The organism is Cyanobacterium sp., assembly GCF_054166785.1.
Genome location: NZ_JBSZCP010000031.1, coordinates 49,484 through 67,308 on the forward strand (window position 1 = coordinate 49,484; position 17,825 = coordinate 67,308).

Below are 17,825 nucleotides of genomic sequence, written 5' to 3' on the forward strand. Positions count from 1 at the left end.
TGTCCATTGTCAATTGCTCAAAACCTTACCCCTAATTTCTTTATTCAACCAATAAGTATTACTGGATAGAGATTCTAAATTTTGGGGGGTAACTTGCCAACACTGTTGGGGAGAAAATAAAATTAATTCCGCTTTTTCCCCGGGTCGTAAACTAATGGGCTTTTGGTTGAGACAAAGGAGAGGATTAACACTGAGGGCTTCCCAAAGTTTCAGGGCGCTGATTTGCCCCGTTTCCACAAGATTTTCCCACAACAAAGGTAATATTAGCTCATAACCGATCGCTCCGGGGGGTGCTTGGGCAAAAGCTACGGTATTTTCTTCATAGGTATAGGGGGTATGGTCAACGGCGATCGCATCTATAACCCCATTTTTTATTCCTTCAATGAGGGCTAGACGGTCATTCTCTGCCCCTAAAGGGGGTTCTAACCTCAAATTTGGGTCATAACTCTCCACCGCCTCACTATTGAGCAAAAGATGATGCCAATTTACACTGGCGCTAATGGGTAAACCCTCCTCCTTCGCCCGTTGGATTAATTTTACCCCTCGCTCCGTGGATACCCTCATCAAGTGAACCTTAGTTTTAGTCAGGGCAACTAATTCAATGATAGAGGCGATCGCCACCGTTTCACTAACCGTAGGACAACCGATCAATCCTAGGCGAACAGACGTACTATTTTCTCGAATAACCCCGGCCCCCCGTAACTGCGTATGATTAGGAAAAAGAGCCACAGGTAAATCAAAAGGGTGAGCATATTCGAGCATCCGTCGTAGTAATAACAAATTATCATAGGGTTTATTATCCGTAAAACCCACCACCCCAGCCTCCGCCAAAGAAGCCAACTCCGCAATCACATCCCCTTTCAAGCCATTAGTCAATGCGCCCCATAGATAAAAATGGGAAGATAAACCCCTCCCCCGACTCTCCATAAAAGCACAAGTAGCAGGATTATCCATCACAGGATTTGTATTTGGCAAAATTGCCCCCCGACTAAATCCCCCTGCCTCCATAGCCCTCCCCAGGGTTAATAAAGTTTCCCTTTCCTCATAACCCGGCTCACCGCTACTACTATATATATCCACCAGTGCAGGGGCGAGAATTAAACCATTCCCCTCCATAACCTCCACCCCATCGGCATCATAATCAAGACCATTCCCCACCTGCTCAATCTTGCCATCCATAACCAAAACATCCGTAACATCATCCACCGCACACACAGGATCTAAAATTCTTACCTGTCGATAAACTCGAGAATTAGGTTTCACCGTCATTAACACTTTTACACTTATGAGGGAGCAGAAAAAAATTTCTCTTCCTTGTCCGACTTACCATTTTAAGCTCAAATCCAAAGATCTCCAAGATTAATTTTTGTAAATAAAATCAGTAAAATGTAGCAATTTATACAGAAATAATGATTAAATAGAATCAGTTAATAAAAAACTTTACAGAAACTGATACATAGGAGAAAAAATATGAACACTGAAAATCAAGCCCGTCGCCTCATGATGCGTCACCACCACGCAGTAAAAAACCGTCAACAATCCATGTTAGGAAGAGTTGCCACCGAAATCGGTATGGACATCAATGCTTCTGAATACTCTAACGGCACTCAAGGAAAACCTAACTCTAGCTTCCGTGTTAGTTATGATCGTAGTGGAGCTTCTTTAAGTTAATCCTGAATATATATAGACTACTATTTTTAGCTGCAGAACTTAAACATTGAAGAATGAATAATTCTCTGAAACAGGGGCGTAATATATTGCGTCTCATTTTTTTTACCTTCCGTTATAAATAACCCCCAGCAAACTACGGTAAAATGATGGTAACTGCCATTAAGAAATAACGGGAAAATGATGAACAGTAAAATAACCCTATACAACAGCCTTTCCAATCGAGAAGAAGAGTTCAAAACTGTCTGCGAAAACGAAGTAAAAATGTATTGCTGTGGTATTACTGTTTATGATTACTGTCATTTAGGTCATGCCCGTACTTGCATTGTTTGGGATGTCGTTAGAAAATATTTACAATGGCGAGGCTATAAAGTTACCTATATCCAAAACTTCACCGATATAGATGACAAAATTTTAAACCGAGCAAAGAAAGAAAATAGCTCCATGGAAGAAGTATCAGAGCGTTTTATCAAAGCCTACTTTGAAGACATGGAAATGCTCAACGTTAGTCCCGCCGATGCCTATCCCCGTGCTACCCATGCCCTTGATGGCATAAAAAAATTAGTGTGGGAATTAGAACAAAAAGGCTATGCTTATCAAAAGGGTGGAGATGTTTATTACTCTGTCCACAAGTTTGCCCCATACGGGAAATTATCAGGAAGAAAACTCGAGGACTTACAAGCAGGGGCTGGGGGTAGAGTGAATCAATCGGAAGTGGAAAAAGAAAATTCCGCCGATTTTGCCCTCTGGAAATCAGCGAAACCTGGAGAGCCTAGTTTTGATTCTCCTTGGGGTAAAGGGCGCCCGGGCTGGCACATTGAATGTTCGGGGATGATAAGGGAGATGTTGGGGGAAACCATTGACATTCATGCGGGGGGCAATGATTTAATTTTTCCTCACCACGAAAACGAGATTGCTCAATCGGAAGCGGTAACGGGAAAACCCTTAGCTAGCTATTGGATGCACAATGGCATGGTCAAGGTGGAAGGGGAAAAGATGTCCAAGTCTTTGGGTAATTTTATTACTATTCGAGAGCTTTTAGAAGAGTATGAACCCATGGCGGTGCGCCTATTTGTGTTACAGGCTAATTACCGTAAACCCATCGATTTTACTAAGGATGCCATGGAGTCGGCTACTAATGGCTGGCACACCCTCGCTGAAGGTTTACAATTTGGTTTTAAGCATGGTGAGGCTTTAAATTGGACAAAGGAAACCCAGCATAACATGATTAAATCTGTTCAGGAGCTTTTTTGTCAAGAGGTGGATCGAGATTTTAATTTTGCGGCGGGGGTAGCAATTTTGTTTGATTTGGCGAAGGAATTACGCCGAGAAGCGAATATTTTAGTTCATGAGGGTAAAACTACCCTTTCATCTGAGGAGTTGGGGGATAAGTGGTTAACCTTAACGAATTTGGCGGATGTGTTAGGGTTGAAGGTGGAGGTTTCTACATCCTTTGATGATTCTCCCACTCAGATGAGTGATGAGGAGGTAGAAAATCTTGTCCAAGAAAGAATTACTGCCCGTAAAAATAAAGATTTTGCTCAGGGCGATCGCATTCGGGATATATTAAAAGAACAAGGAATCACCCTTATTGATGGGGCTGGGGGCGTTACCAAATGGCATCGTTAAAATAATTTTGGATGTCAGAATTAGAACAAGTACAATTAGTTATCTTTTTTATTAAGTAGCTGCTTGTCAGACTTTTCCCTATTTATTATCTACTATGAAAAGTAAAGTTAGACAAATTAATGTTGGTTTAGTTGCCTTAGTCATTTTTGCTTATTTGGGGAACTATTTCAACTTACCATTATTTTTTGGGGTTGACTTTATTTTTGGAAGTATTTTTGTTTGGTTAATTTCCTATTATTATGGTAGATTTTGGGGAGTCATAGCTGGTTTTATAGCAGGGGTACATACCTATTTTTTGTGGGGTCATATTTATTCGGTTATTATCTATACCATAGAAGCTTTTACCGTCAACTACTTTTGGCAAAAGAAATCTAAAAGTTTAGTCTTATTAACAACTTTATTTTGGTTAGTCATTGGAACTCCTCTAATTTTTCTTTTTTACTTATATATTTTAAAAGTATCTTTTTTAGGCGTACTTTTGTTGATTCTTAAGCAAAGTATTAATGGTATTTTAAATGCAATAATTGCCAGTGTATTTATTTACTATATTTCCCTAGATAAAAAGCTGAATGTTGTTACTAAAAAATTAGTTTTACCCTTTGAGCAAACTTTATTTAATTTGTTAATTATTTGTACTTTTATTCCTCTCTTATTATTTAGCATCATAGCAAGTAATCATCAATTACAAGAAATAGAAAGTCAAATTGTCTCTAAATTGAATCAAGTATCTAATAGTTTTAGTGAAAACATAACTCTGTGGCAACAAAATAATCAAAGGGCGATCGCCCTTTTAGCGGAAACAGAATCTAGCAACGGAGTAGAAAATAGAGAAAATAACCTTTCTTTGATCGTAAATATATTGCCCTATTTCGACAAAATTTATATTACCGATGACCAAGGAATTATTATCAATGCAGTGGGCAAAGATCAAGTTAGAAAAACTGAATTAATAGGCTTAGATGTCAGTGCTACGGATCATTTTGTACTGTCAAAATATAATGGAAGAAATTTAATTACTGAACTTCACAAAGACATCGCAAATAATAATTTACACATAGGTTTTGTTAGCTCTATTATGAATAATGATCAATGGTCTGGCATAATTTATGGAGCGATTAATATTAATACCTTACAAACATTTATTAGCCAAAATGCTCAAATATTTGAAACTGATTTATTTCTTTTGGGGGAAGAAAATAAGATTCTTTTTAGTACCAGTTCACACCATACAGAAAATCTGTTTTTTAGCCTAGAAACCGATGAAAAATATCAAGTTAGACCCCCTATTTACAATAATCAATCCCCAAACCAAGGCATTTATCAATCTTTGCCCATAGTAAAAGGAATGCCCATCATGTCCAGATGGAGAGAATCAACCTACTTTAAACAAATACCCCTACCCGAAAACTTACCCCTAAAAATTATTAGTAATGTTAGTACCAAACCTTACGTTGATAGTCTTCAAAGATATTATGTAAGACTTCTTGCCATCATGATGCTAATAGTCTTAATTACCTTTTACCTAGCCTACAAAATTAGCCAAAACATTGTTAAACCGATGAAAAGTTTAACTAAAATTACCACCGACTTACCAGAAAAAGTAACCACAGACCAACCCATCGAATGGGAAAAAACTACCATCCAAGAAATAGAGCTTCTTAGTAATAACTATAGATCAATGATATTGGTTCTCAGGGAAAAATTTGCTCAACTAAGAGAATCAAAAGAAAACCTTGCCATCAGGATAGCAGAACGTACCCAAGAACTACAACTCAACACCGAAAAACTAGAACTGCAAATACAAAAAAAACAACAAATAGAACAAAGATTAAGGGAAAAGGACGAACGTTATGAACTAGCTGTATCAGGTACCAACGATGGTATCTGGGATTGGAATTTAAACACCAACGAAGTCTATTATTCTCCTGCATGGATGCGGATTATTGGCTACGAATCTGCCCCCCTTCCCCCCATTCTCGATACATGGTTCGATCGCATTTATCAAGAAGACAAAGAAAATAATCTCCAAGAAATTTACTTATACTTAAACGGTAAAAAAGAACTATATCAAAATATCCACCGTCTCCAACACAAAGATGGAAACTATGTATGGGTACAAGCCAAAGGAAAAAGAGACTTTGACAATGAAGGAAAACCCTATCGCCTAGTGGGTACCATCACCGACATTACCGACAAAGTAAAAGTAGAGCAGGAATTAAGAATAGCCAAAGAACAAGCAGAGGCCGCTAACTTAGCTAAAAGTCAATTTTTAGCCACCATGAGCCATGAAATTCGTACTCCCATGAATGCAGTCATCGGCATGACAGGACTATTACTCGACACAGAATTAAACCCAGAGCAACAAGAATTTACCGAAATCATCCGCACCAGTAGCGACAGCTTACTTAGCATCATTAACGACATACTAGACTTTTCTAAAATCGAATCAGGCAAACTAGAACTAGAACAACAACCCTTCTCCCTCTATCAAGTAGTAGAAGAATCCCTCGACTTGTTAGCCCCCAAAGCTGCTCAAAAAAATATTGAATTAGTTTACTTCCTCGATCCACAAATTACCCCCGCCATCATCGGTGATGTCACCCGCCTAAGACAAGTATTAGTAAATCTCCTCAGTAACGCCGTTAAGTTTACCCCCCAAGGAGAAGTTATTTTATCGGTCAATATCAACTCTCCCCATCTTTCCGACAGTAGCCAAGGATATTTATTGTTTGTGGTAGAAGACACAGGCATTGGCATACCTAGCAACCGTATGGATAAGCTATTTAAAGCCTTTTCCCAAGTAGATGCCTCCACCACCCGTAATTATGGTGGCACAGGGTTAGGTTTAGCTATCTGCCAAAAATTAGTCAACCTGATGGGGGGTAGAATGTGGGTAGAAAGTAAAGGTCATGTAGCGGGGGATTGTCCTCCCCAATGGTCTATTACTTCCCATAGTGAAACCCTCGGCTCAAAGTTTTGTTTTACCATCAAAACCCGATTTTCCAGTGATATTCCCAGTTCCATGGAAACTCAAAATTCCTTGCTACAGGGGAAAAAGGTATTGGTAGTGGATGATAATGAAATAAATCGTCGTATGTTGCGTACCCAGTGCAATAAATTTGGGTTAGATGTATTAGTCACCGCCTCTGGGGAAGAAACCCTCACCCTCATTAACGAAAAGCAACCAGACATTGATTTAGCCATTCTCGATATGCAGATGCCCAAAATGGATGGGGTGACTCTGGCTAAGGCCATTAGTATCACTGAAAAATATCGCTCAATGCCCCTTATCTTATTAAGTTCCATCGGACACGCTGAAATCGAAAAAGCCCTCGAACAAGTCAACTGGGCAGCAACTCTGATCAAGCCCATCAAGCAATCAAGACTATATTATATTCTCTCAAAAATTGTCCAAAATCCAGATCTAAAAGTCGTAAAATCCGAGGAAATCTCCTCTATATCTTTAACAGACTCCATGGGAGGACAAGAGTTAGCCATCACAACCCCCCTTAAGATTCTCATTGCGGAGGATAACATCATTAACCAAAAGGTAATTACTAACATTCTTAAGCGTTTGGGGTATCGTGCCGATGTGGTAGCCAATGGGTTGGAAGTGCTAGAAACTCTCCGCCGTCAATCCTATGACCTAATTTTGATGGATGTACAGATGCCTGAAATGGATGGCTTAACTGCTACCCGTCAAATACGCACTCTATGGGATAGTCCTAATAATGATTTTCATGGACAACCGCCCCATATTATCGCCATGACGGCTAATGCCATGGAGGGAGATAGGGAAAGATGTATTGAGGCGGGGATGAATGATTATTTATCGAAGCCTGTGAGGGTGGAGGCACTTATTGAAAAGTTAAAAACTGTTAAACGATCTGATACTACCGTTATATTTAATAATAGTTATCAGAAAGAAAAACCTGTTATCAAAGATTCAATGACTGAATTAGATCAAAGTATAATTGCTGAATTAAAAGACATGATAGGGGAGGAAGATTTTGAAGAAGTTTTCCAAGATTTAATTAACTCCTATTTAGAAGATGCCCCTAAGTTGCTCCATGGTCTTAAGATAGGGGTAGAAAATGAGAATTTGGGGGAAATAAAAATTAATTCCCATACCCTCAAGTCTAGTAGTATTACCCTTGGGGCTACCTATTTATCTGAGTTGTGTAGGCAGGTGGAAAGTCATACTCAAAATGAAGGTAATAATATGAAGGCGATTAAGGAATTACTACCTTTAATTGTGACTGAGTATGGGAATGTTGAAGATTTAATGCAAAAGGAGTTACAAAAAATGAATTCCTAGGCTAGTTGTTGGATTCTGGTGGAGGTTTTATAGTTATTGTTAATAATTTTACCGTCAGAAAATAGGATTACTCGACGGGTGAGCTCGGCTACTTCGTGTTCGTGGGTGACTAAAATTATGGTCATTCCTTCTTGATTGAGGTCGGCAAAAATTTTCATTACCTCATGGGTGGTTTCTGAGTCTAATGCCCCTGTGGGTTCGTCTGCTAGTAGTATTAGGGGTTTATTTACTATGGCACGGGCGATCGCAACTCGCTGTTGTTGTCCCCCCGAAAGCTGATTAGGACGATTATTAAGACGATTTTGTAATCCCACTTTGGTAAGGGCATCAATGGCTCTGGTTTTTTGTTCCTCGGGAGATACCCCCGCATATTTCATGGGTAAAATCACATTTTCTAAGGCGCTTAATTGGGCTAAAAGATGGAATTGTTGAAAGACAAAACCAATTCTTTGGTTACGAATCATTGCCTGTTGTCGAGAAGACATGGAAGCCACATTATCCCCATTGAGATAATATTCCCCCTTGGTAGGTCTATCTAAACAACCTAAAATATTCATCATGGTAGATTTACCAGAGCCAGAAGTTCCCATAATAGAACAATATTCCCCCGGCTCAATGGTTAAATTTACATCAGACAGGGCAACCACTTCCGTATTGCCACTGCCATAGATTTTATAAATGTTTTCTAACTTAATTAAACTATTTTCTAAACTAGAATCTTTGTTGTCCATTCTCTAAGTAAGGTTCGACCATGAGTTATACTTACTTGCATAGTAAGCTAAAATCGATTCTAGTTGCTCGTTTTCCTTGGTAGGGAGATCCCCATCATGCTCTATTAATAACCCCCCCACCTGACTTTGTAGATGGTGAAATTCTTGGGAGGTTTGTTCTAACAAACTTACTTCAACGCCTTTTATCTGTCTCAGATGAGCCGCCACTTCCCTATATATAGCCAACGGAAGGCGATCGCACCCTATTTTTCTTTGTACCCTTTCCATGTTTTACTCCTACACACAATAAATAATAATAAAAACCTAGTATTAAGATTCAGCATCAACCGCAGGAGCAGGTTGCCCCACCTGACGACTTATCCTTTTACCCTTTTCCTCAAAAACCACGGTACCCTCTAAAGCACCCAAGTTTCTCTCCACAAAATATAAACCTTCTTTCAGCCGGGCCGATTGACCTTGAGGAACATTGGTATTAATGGCTCTAACCATTACCATCCCATCCGTACCCATGATCGACTCCCCAACCCTCACCGAGCGAGTAGAACCCCCCTCAGGAGTAGAAATAATAGCTACACTCTGACCATTTAGATCCATGATTCCCGAAATCAAAATCCTCTCCGCAAAAGTTGGTGGTGGCGGTGGAGGGGGTAGCATTTCACCGGGAGGAATAGGTCTTCCATCAGGTCCTATGGTAGCACCAGGGGCGCCGGGAGGTAAAGGTCTTCCATCGGGTCCTATGGTGGCACCAGGGGCGCCAGGGGGTAAAGGTCTTCCATCGGGTCCTACGGTAGCACCAGGGGTACCAGGGGTACCAGGAGTGCCAGGGGTACCAGGAGTACCAGCAGTGCCAGGGGTAGTGACGGTTCCATTAACTCCGTTTTCCGTTGTTGGGGGAAGCATTTGAATAGTCACACGGGGGCCAGTGGGCAAAGCAAAAGGATCGCTTCTACCGTCTTCAATTTGTCCTAACCTTGTGTCAGGATTTGTCGAGGGGATAATACCACCCACAGTACCTACCGCAACGGGTACATCAAAATCGCCTAAATCATCATCAGGTTGCTGGGCTGGGGGACGGGGAGGAATATTTTGGGAAAAATCATCCTCTTCACCACCAATGGTACACCCCCCCAAAAGCAAGAAACTGGAGAGTAATAAAATAGATATTCTATTCATAGAAAAAAAGTGAATTTTAATAAACTATTTTAACAATAATCCCAAATAATATTTTATTCAAATTCATCTTCCTGAATCATTCCCCTCATGCTGCTGATACCTTTTTTAATGCGACGGGAAACGGTAATAACACTTACGCCCAAACGCTCGGCGGTTTCTTTTTGGGTTAAATCTTGTAAAAAGACAAATTCCAATACTTTGCGGGTCGTGTCTTCCAATTGAGACAAAGCCCCTTGAATCCTGATTTTATCCTCTTCTACCAACTGAAAACTATAGTACTGAGCATCAGGGAGCATTTCCCCAAGGGTAGATTTATCCCCATCACTGGTGCTTTTCGCATCAAGACTCAAAGGTTCTCTATTTTTATAAGCTAGTTTTACTTCTTGCCATTCTCCCAACGATACCCCCAACCTTCTAGCTACTTCATGATCGTTAGGTTGACGTTTTAATTCTTCTCTTAATTCTCTTACTATACGATTAGCTTTATTTTTTAGTTCTAAACAACGGCGGGGAATCCTGATAGAATGACCTTTATCTCTAAGATAGTGTTGAATTTCGCCTCGAATGTAGGGGAGGGCAAAAGAACTAAAAGCAAAACCTTTTTCGATGTCAAATCTTTCGATCGCCCTTAATAAACCAAGACTACCAACTTGTAATAAATCGTCAAAATTTTCTTGACATTGGTTAGTCCAATGGGATGCCTCTTTTTTTACCAAACCTAAATTCAGTTCCACAATACGGTTACGAACTCTTTGCTCTCTAGTTTGACCATAGAGAGTGAACAATTCTTCGTTGGCTGTTTTGTACTGGGTGGCAGATTTTATGGGCATTTTCTTCTCTCTTGCTTATGAAATTCTTATCTAAATTATCCGATGACTGTCTCCGTGATAATTCAGTTAGGCTAACGAATCTTTTAAGACACATTTATATCTTATGCCAATCTACTATCTTTACACAACCGTATTTTTACTGTTTTTTCTAACCGAAATTTTGTTTTAAAAAATTATACTTAGCTATTTTTACGGAGGCTTTACAAATGTTTATTAAGTTTTATAACTTGTAGTGGAAAGGTGGTTTATTTTGTCACTTTTAATACTATTTTAGTATATCAGATTAAATATGTAATTGTTATTTTATGTATGTTGAATAATAAAAGTATCCATATTTACGGAAAAAAGCTATGGATTGATATAATGACAGACTATCACGAATGCTTTTTTAATAGATTATTTAAAGTTATAGTATGATTTTAATGGTTAATTATCCATGGTATATTGTCAACCATTGAAGGGGAGATGCTCAAATTATTAATGGTCATTTACTCCCCCATCACTATCGATTATTTTATTTATTTTTGAGAATTAAAAAGGTATTAAATGGATTTTCTTTGATCGTTTAACGGGGGGTTGAGAATGTCAATCAACGGCTCACAATGTAAAATAAGTAATTGCCCTACCATTGCTGCCATTTGATGTTTCAACTACGAGCGCCCTTTAAACCCACAGGAGACCAACCCACCGCCATCAAGTCCATCGTTAAAGCACTGGAAAATGGCGATCGCTTCCATACCCTTTTAGGCGCCACAGGCACGGGTAAAACCTATACCGTAGCAAATGCCATCGCCCATCACCAAAAACCAACCCTTGTATTAGCCCATAACAAAACCCTCGCCGCCCAACTGTGTGAAGAATTAAGGCAATTTTTCCCCCATAATGCCGTGGAATATTTTGTTAGTTATTACGACTATTATCAACCAGAAGCCTATATTCCCGTTACCGATACCTACATCGAGAAAACCTCATCTATTAACGACGAAATCGATATGTTACGTCACTCTGCCACCCGTTCATTATTTGAGCGTCAAGACGTAATTGTAGTGGCTTCTATTAGTTGTATTTATGGCTTGGGCATCCCCTCAGAATATCTCAAAGCATCCATTAAATTAGCGGTGGGAGAAGAATATGACACCCGTAAACTGTTGCGAGATTTAGTCACCATTCAATATACCCGCAATGACATTGAACTAGGGCGGGGATGTTTTCGCCTGAAAGGAGATATTTTAGAAATTGTACCCGCTTACGAGGATAGGGTAATTCGCCTTGATTTTTTTGGAGATGAAATTGACTCCATTTCTCTTTTAGACCCCGTAGATGGCTCATTTATCCAGCAATTAGAGCGTATTAACATTTACCCTGCTCGACACTTTGTCACCCCCCAAGAAAAGTTAGAAAGTGCGATCGCCTCTATCAAAGCAGAATTAGAAATCAGACTAATAGAACTAGAAAAACAAGGAAAATTAGTAGAAGCCCAAAGACTAAAACAAAAAACCCGCTACGACTTAGAAATGTTGCAAGAAGTAGGCTACTGTAACGGCGTAGAAAACTATTCCCGTCATCTAGCCCAAAGACAACCCGGAGAATCTCCAGAGTGTTTGGTGGATTATTTTCCCCCAGAATGGTTATTAATCGTAGATGAATCCCACGTTACAGTACCACAAATTAGGGGAATGTATAACGGAGATCAAGCCAGAAAAAAAGTATTAATTGACCATGGTTTTCGCTTACCCAGTGCCGCCGATAATCGCCCCCTCAAAGCCGAAGAATTTTGGCAAAAAGTAAATCAATGTATTTTTGTATCTGCCACCCCTAGCCTATGGGAAATAGAACAATCAGAGCATAAAATTTCCCAGCAAATTATTCGCCCTACGGGTATTTTAGATCCAGAAATATTTATTAGACCTACCGAAAATCAAATCGATGACTTACTAGGGGAAGTTAAAAAAAGAATCCTCAAAAAAGAACGGGTTTTAATTACCACTTTAACCAAAAGGATGGCAGAAGATTTGACCGATTATCTACAAGAAAGGGATATAAAAGTAAGATATTTACACTCAGAAATACAATCCATCGAAAGAATAGAAATAATACAGGGTTTAAGGGCAGGAGAGTTTGATATTCTCATTGGGGTGAATTTATTGCGAGAAGGTTTAGATTTACCAGAGGTTTCCTTAGTTGTGATTATGGATGCTGATAAGGAAGGTTTTTTGCGCTCGGAAAAATCTTTAATTCAAACCATTGGAAGGGCAGCCCGTCATGTGAATGGAGAAGCGATTTTATATGCAGATAACCTAACCGATAGTATGGAAAAGGCCTTACATGAAACCGAAAGAAGAAGAAAACTACAGCTAGAATATAATACAAAAAATAATATTATTCCTACCTCCATCAACAAAAAATCTAGTAGTTCTATCCTAGAGTTTTTAGATATTACTCGCCGTTTAAATAGTGAACAATTAGAAAAGGTTTATGATCACATTGAAGAAGTGAGTTTAGATAAAATTCCCGAGTTAATTAAACAATTTGAAGAGCAAATGAAAACCTATGCCAAAGAATTAGAGTTTGAAAAGGCCGCCGAAATGAGGGATAAAATAAAAAATTTGAGAGCTAAATTAAGAACTAATTAGGATAAACCCATTTTAAAAGGGACCAGAAAACTGATCCCTTCGTTTGATAAAAATTGAGTGACGCTCCAATCATTAAAATGAAGGATTCTTGGGCTGAACTAGCTCCTTTCACTTACGCTACTCACGAGACTTACATGTTCATGGCTAGGCTTTGCGACCTACTCCTCAAGCGTTAAATTCCCGTCCGCCCGACGGTATGCTTTTATTGTAGCATACTTAGGTTTTAGTTTTTAATTTGATTGAAGCGAAAAGTTGTCGTAACTTTTTAAGGGTAAAAGTCCCTAAACCCCTAAATACTTTTTCAAATTTGTAGTAAAACAAAATATCGACCACATCTTCTAATTTCATACCATCAAGATAAGAAAAGGCTTTTTCTATAACAAAATCCGCATCTTTACTATATTTTTGATGGGCTAATTTTTCTGAGATATTCCATTTTTTAAGAAAAACGGAGTGCATTTTTTTTTGGTAGCCATTGAAATCTTTTTTTTTGCCCCGAAGAAACTGATAAATAAATTTATGGGCAATTTCAGCACTTTCCATGGCATGGCGGATACCCTCACCCCCTAACCAGTTTACGGTGGACACAGCATCACCGATGGCAATTACCCTGCCTTCAGTATAAGTGTCTTGAAGACCAGAGCTATACTTTAATGTTCCTCCATGTATATCGAGAATTTTATAATTATCTGCTTGTAAATATTCCTTAATCAATAACTTGATATAGTAGCTCAAGGGTTGAACTTCTTTAATTAATTCATGTTCTTGATTATAAATTCCTGCCCCAACTTTAAGGAGATTTTGCTCCATGGGAAATACCCATGAATATCCCCTCGGCATCCATTGATGTCCTAATAAAAAAGTTAGGGTTGCTGCATTGTCATCATATATCCGCTCATCCACCTCAATTAGATATTCTACCCCTGTGGCTGAAATAAATGGAGGTTTTTTCTTGCCTTTGCGACACATCACCGCCCGACTTGGGCCACTAGCATCCACCAAAACTTTAGAGGTTACTTGAATGGTTTGATTGATGAGATTATTTTTGATGGTGATTAAAAGATCATTTTCCCTTTCGATATGCTCCATGTAACGACATCCTAACCATACTTGCCCTCCGTGGCTGGTGACTTCATCGGCTAAAAACTGACAAGTTTTGGCAAAGTCTAAGACGCAACCTTGATTTTTTGTTGATTCCCATACTCTTTTATGGTTAGTGGTGACAACGGCAAATTTATTCCACCAACTACCGACAACGGTGGGGGGTAAATCAAATTTAGTTAAGGTTTTAAGGGGGGTGCCTGCACTAGAAAAACTATTGCGGTGAAAGTCTTTGTATCGTTCTAATAATAGGACTCGATAACCTTTTTTCCCTAGTAATCTAGCACATTGTCCACCTCCCGGACCTGCCCCAACCACTACGACATCAAATTTATCCATACAGTTCAAGGTTTAAATGTAGGCAGAAATGTCTTCTTCACATTCATCTGCTAGATAAGAAAGGGAACGAAATCTTAAGCCCACTAATTGTTCGTAGAGGGGGTTTAGTTTACACATGGGGGGAATATGAACAATCTTTTTACCAAATAGCTTGATGTCTCTTTCAAAGGGGCATTGGGGTGGGATCATTTTGCACAGGAAACGGGCAACCCTAGGATCGTTGATGTCCATACCATCGAGCCATTTTTTCATAGGGTTTAAAACGTCTATCGCCCCTTGCTCTTTTCCTTGGGAAATGGTATTATCACCTTTTTCTTGGTCAGGATTCCAAAGAGTGGCTTCTAAGGATTTGAGGGCTTCTATGTCTAAGTTTAAAGCCTGTTGAAAACTGTGGACGGCATCGGCTTCGGCTTGGGAATATACTCCATTGGCGATCGCCATCATCACCGCTGTACGCAAAAAGTTTTCCCGAACTTCTGTATCATCCCCTAATTCGGTGGCTAAATCTTGGGGAGAAATGGGTTCTAAATCACCGAGGTTGGTATTGGGCATTAGTTCATCCTGGGTTAACCTAGCGATTAAATCCTGCTCTTCGGGGTCGAAATGACCATCGGCATAGGCTACCGTTAACAGTCCCCTTAGCCAAGCTACTATGGTGCGATCGTCTAATCTTTGTACTTCGTTAATCGCAACGGCCGTATTATTATTTTTGTTCATGATGACATGTAGAAAATTTACACTAACTCTAATTCTATACAATCCATCCAAATTTGAAGACGGGAAATATCCATTGACAATTAGTAGTGGGTTTCTATTTCTTACAACAGGTAATACCGAAGACTTAACACCTTAACTGTGAATTTTGAACGCCCCTAGGGTATAATATTCAATCACATTCGATCTGTAAATATTAGGTGATGTCTGAGAAATTTTCCCGCCGTACCAAAATTGTAGCAACCGTCGGCCCTGGCTGTGCGAATCCCGAAACATTGCGCAAGATGATTCTTGCAGGAGCAAATACTTTTCGTCTCAACTTTTCCCATGGCACCCACGAAGTCCATCAAAGTAGTATTCGCATGATTCGTCAGGTGGAAAATGAGCTTAATCGCCCCATCGGTATTTTACAAGATTTACAAGGCCCCAAAATTCGGTTAGGTAAATATGAATGTGGTTCTATCGAGTTACATGAGGGCGATCGCTACATCCTCACCAGTCGGGATGTAAAATGTGATGATAAAATCGCCTGTATTAGCTACGAAAATTTGGCAGAAGAAGTACCCATCAATGCTCGAATCCTTTTGGATGATGGTCGGGTGGAAATGGTGGTAAAGGAAATTGATAAAGAAAATAAAGACCTCCATTGTCAGGTGGTAGTGGGAGGCGTACTTTCTAGTAATAAGGGGGTGAATTTTCCCAATGTTTATTTATCCGTTAAAGCCCTGACGGAAAAAGACAAAAAAGATTTGATGTTTGGTTTAGACCAAAGGGTGGACTGGGTAGCCCTCAGTTTCGTGAGAAATCCCCAAGATGTATTAGAAATTAAAGATTTGATTGCCAGTGCAGGAAAATCTACCCCCGTCATTGCCAAGATTGAGAAACACGAAGCCATCGAACAAATGGAGGAAATTCTTTCCCTCTGTGATGGGGTGATGGTAGCAAGGGGAGATTTGGGGGTTGAGTTACCCGCTGAGGATGTTCCCATTTTACAAAAACGTCTGATTCGCACCGCTAACCGTCTGGGCATTCCTATCATTACCGCTACCCAAATGTTAGACAGTATGGCAAATAGTCCTAGCCCTACCCGTGCAGAGGTTTCTGACGTTGCCAATGCAATCTTGGATGGTACCGATGCGGTGATGCTTTCCAATGAAACGGCGGTGGGTAAATATCCTGTTCAAGCGGTGGCTACCATGGCAAAAATTGCCAGACGTACGGAGGAAGAAAGGGATTCCATTGCCCCCCATATGCTCACTCAAATGGATAGTCAGAATATTCCCAATGCTATTTCTGGGGCGGTGGGACAAATTGCCAAACAGCTTAATGCTAGTGCCATCATGACCCTAACAAAAACGGGAGCAACGGCTCGTAATGTGTCCAAGTTTCGCCCTAAAACACCCATTTTGGCCATTACACCCCATGTGAGTATTTCCCGTCAATTACAGCTGGTATGGGGGGTTAAACCTCTATTGTTATTGGATATGCCAGGATTGAAGCAGGTTTTTAGTTCGGCGATTGAGTTGGCGAGGGAAGAGGGTTTGTTGGAAGATGGTAATTTGGTAGTAATGACAGCGGGAACTTTGCAAGGGGTAGCAGGTTCAACGGATTTGATTAAGGTTGAAATTGTGAAGGGTTTACTCAGTGAAGGGCTTGGTATTGGACAGGGAATAATTACTGGACGTACAAAGGTTGTCCATGATGTTAATAATCTTACTAATTTTAATCAGGGTGACATTTTAGTGGCAAGAAGCACTGATAATAATTATGTGGATGCAATGCGTTTGGCTAGTGGTATTATTACTGAAGAAGGTGGAGTGCGATCGCACGCTGCTCAAATCGGTATGCGATTAGGTATTCCTGTAATTGTAGGGGTAAAAGACGCTACTACTGTCATTCGTGACGCTAGTTTTGTCACCATGAAAATTGAACAGGGATTAGTTTATCTTGGTACTGATGGCAGTCAAGACGGGGTAGATTAATTGATAGTTGATAATTGAGAATGGATAATGAACAAAAAAATCAATCAGTTCATCATCTATTCTTGGTGAAAAGATACTATGCTAAGCTCAAATTTGAAACATCGTAGTATAGCAACATCAACTGTTTTTCGCTTAAAGATAATAGAGCATAAGTTTGTCCATTAAAGTCTGAAAATTCGACTTCAAAAGCTTTTACTTCTGGATAAATTTCAACAACAGTGCCGACTTGTCCTCGAGGAATAATTACTTTTTTTTCGGTCATGAACTGGTTCGCAGTTATAGCTTCTGTTAAGGCTACCGTATCATGTAATTTGATCTGATTCATGTACTTACTTTTCTATTTGAGAGGGTAAACTGTTATTAAACGTGGATAATTTTCATTATCAAGGATAATCCACACACTCCTTACCGAAGAACAACCATAGGGAGTTTCTAAAAAAAAGTCAATAACATATTTATTTCCATAGTTACTACTTTCACTGTGACAAATATTTTTATCTTTAGCTATTTTTATTAAAGCCTCAACTAATAGATTTTTATTATCTAAGTTAATTCCTAAGATAGAGTTAAATAATCTTGCTTTATGTTGTCCATCTCTATGGTCTTCTTTCAAGATATAAGTTGTTAATTTTTTTTCTATTTGGGTTTGCTTTACTTGATTACCGTTAGGTAGTTTTATTATCATGTTAATAGCTAATACCTGCTCT

The 17,825-nt window shown here is 39.4% G+C and carries 14 protein-coding genes; 5 read left to right on the forward strand and 9 right to left on the reverse strand.

All coding sequences use genetic code 11. From position 1 onward, the window contains the following. Positions 1–9 precede the first annotated feature (9 nt). Positions 10–1,269 (reverse strand): dihydroorotase, encoded by a 1,260-nt coding sequence (locus ACXITR_RS05500; protein ID WP_457996226.1) that lies wholly within the window; start codon positions 1,267–1,269, stop codon positions 10–12. Positions 1,270–1,470: 201 nt separating this feature from the next. On the opposite strand from ACXITR_RS05500, the gene ACXITR_RS05505 reads away from it, so the two are divergent. From ACXITR_RS05505 to ACXITR_RS05515, 3 genes are all read left to right on the forward strand, one after another. Then, complete coding sequence (locus ACXITR_RS05505; protein WP_457996227.1) at positions 1,471–1,671, forward strand: hypothetical protein; 201 nt, start codon at positions 1,471–1,473, stop codon at positions 1,669–1,671. 177 nt (positions 1,672–1,848) lie between these two features. Next, the gene (gene cysS, locus ACXITR_RS05510) at positions 1,849–3,297 is read left to right on the forward strand and encodes a cysteine--tRNA ligase (RefSeq protein ID WP_457996228.1); all 1,449 of its coding nucleotides are present in this window, start codon (positions 1,849–1,851) and stop codon (positions 3,295–3,297) included. A 94-nt stretch (positions 3,298–3,391) separates the two neighbouring features. Beyond that, the gene (locus ACXITR_RS05515) at positions 3,392–7,615 is read left to right on the forward strand and encodes a response regulator (RefSeq protein ID WP_457996229.1); all 4,224 of its coding nucleotides are present in this window, start codon (positions 3,392–3,394) and stop codon (positions 7,613–7,615) included. On the opposite strand, the gene ACXITR_RS05520 is transcribed toward ACXITR_RS05515, so the two are convergent. From ACXITR_RS05520 to ACXITR_RS05535, 4 genes are read right to left on the reverse strand one after another with little or no spacing between them, the layout of a single operon-like run. After that, positions 7,612–8,346, reverse strand: coding sequence for an ABC transporter ATP-binding protein (locus tag ACXITR_RS05520; RefSeq protein ID WP_457996230.1), 735 nt, complete (start codon positions 8,344–8,346; stop codon positions 7,612–7,614). The genes ACXITR_RS05515 and ACXITR_RS05520 overlap by 4 nt on opposite strands. 3 nt (positions 8,347–8,349) lie before the next feature. Beyond that, positions 8,350–8,613, reverse strand: coding sequence for a hypothetical protein (locus ACXITR_RS05525; RefSeq protein ID WP_457996231.1), 264 nt, complete (start codon positions 8,611–8,613; stop codon positions 8,350–8,352). Positions 8,614–8,655: 42 nt separating this feature from the next. Further along, positions 8,656–9,519, reverse strand: coding sequence for a hypothetical protein (locus tag ACXITR_RS05530; RefSeq protein WP_457996232.1), 864 nt, complete (start codon positions 9,517–9,519; stop codon positions 8,656–8,658). A gap of 53 nt (positions 9,520–9,572) precedes the next feature. Then, entirely contained in the window at positions 9,573–10,349 is a 777-nt protein-coding gene (locus tag ACXITR_RS05535) for an RNA polymerase sigma factor SigF (RefSeq protein WP_457996233.1), read from the reverse strand. 641 nt (positions 10,350–10,990) lie between these two features. On the opposite strand from ACXITR_RS05535, the gene uvrB reads away from it, so the two are divergent. Then, a complete protein-coding gene (gene uvrB / locus ACXITR_RS05540; RefSeq protein ID WP_457996234.1) occupies positions 10,991–12,982 on the forward strand; it encodes an excinuclease ABC subunit UvrB in 1,992 nt (663 codons plus the stop codon). A gap of 216 nt (positions 12,983–13,198) precedes the next feature. Here uvrB and ACXITR_RS05545 read toward each other — a convergent pair whose 3' ends face one another. Both ACXITR_RS05545 and ACXITR_RS05550 read right to left on the reverse strand, forming a co-directional pair. Beyond that, complete coding sequence (locus ACXITR_RS05545) at positions 13,199–14,422, reverse strand: NAD(P)/FAD-dependent oxidoreductase (RefSeq protein ID WP_457996235.1); 1,224 nt, start codon at positions 14,420–14,422, stop codon at positions 13,199–13,201. Positions 14,423–14,434: 12 nt separating this feature from the next. Next, complete coding sequence (locus ACXITR_RS05550) at positions 14,435–15,139, reverse strand: Mo-dependent nitrogenase C-terminal domain-containing protein (RefSeq protein ID WP_457996236.1); 705 nt, start codon at positions 15,137–15,139, stop codon at positions 14,435–14,437. A gap of 197 nt (positions 15,140–15,336) precedes the next feature. On the opposite strand from ACXITR_RS05550, the gene pyk reads away from it, so the two are divergent. Next, positions 15,337–17,118, forward strand: coding sequence for a pyruvate kinase (gene pyk / locus ACXITR_RS05555; protein WP_457996237.1), 1,782 nt, complete (start codon positions 15,337–15,339; stop codon positions 17,116–17,118). Between the two features lie 76 nt (positions 17,119–17,194). Here the strand turns inward: pyk and ACXITR_RS05560 are convergent, their stop codons facing one another. Both ACXITR_RS05560 and ACXITR_RS05565 read right to left on the reverse strand, forming a co-directional pair. Beyond that, positions 17,195–17,443 (reverse strand): DUF4926 domain-containing protein, encoded by a 249-nt coding sequence (locus ACXITR_RS05560; RefSeq protein WP_457996238.1) that lies wholly within the window; start codon positions 17,441–17,443, stop codon positions 17,195–17,197. Between the two features lie 12 nt (positions 17,444–17,455). Then, positions 17,456–17,803, reverse strand: a complete 348-nt coding sequence (locus tag ACXITR_RS05565) for a DUF6883 domain-containing protein (protein ID WP_457996239.1) — start codon at positions 17,801–17,803, stop codon at positions 17,456–17,458. Between the last annotated feature and the right edge of the window lie 22 nt (positions 17,804–17,825).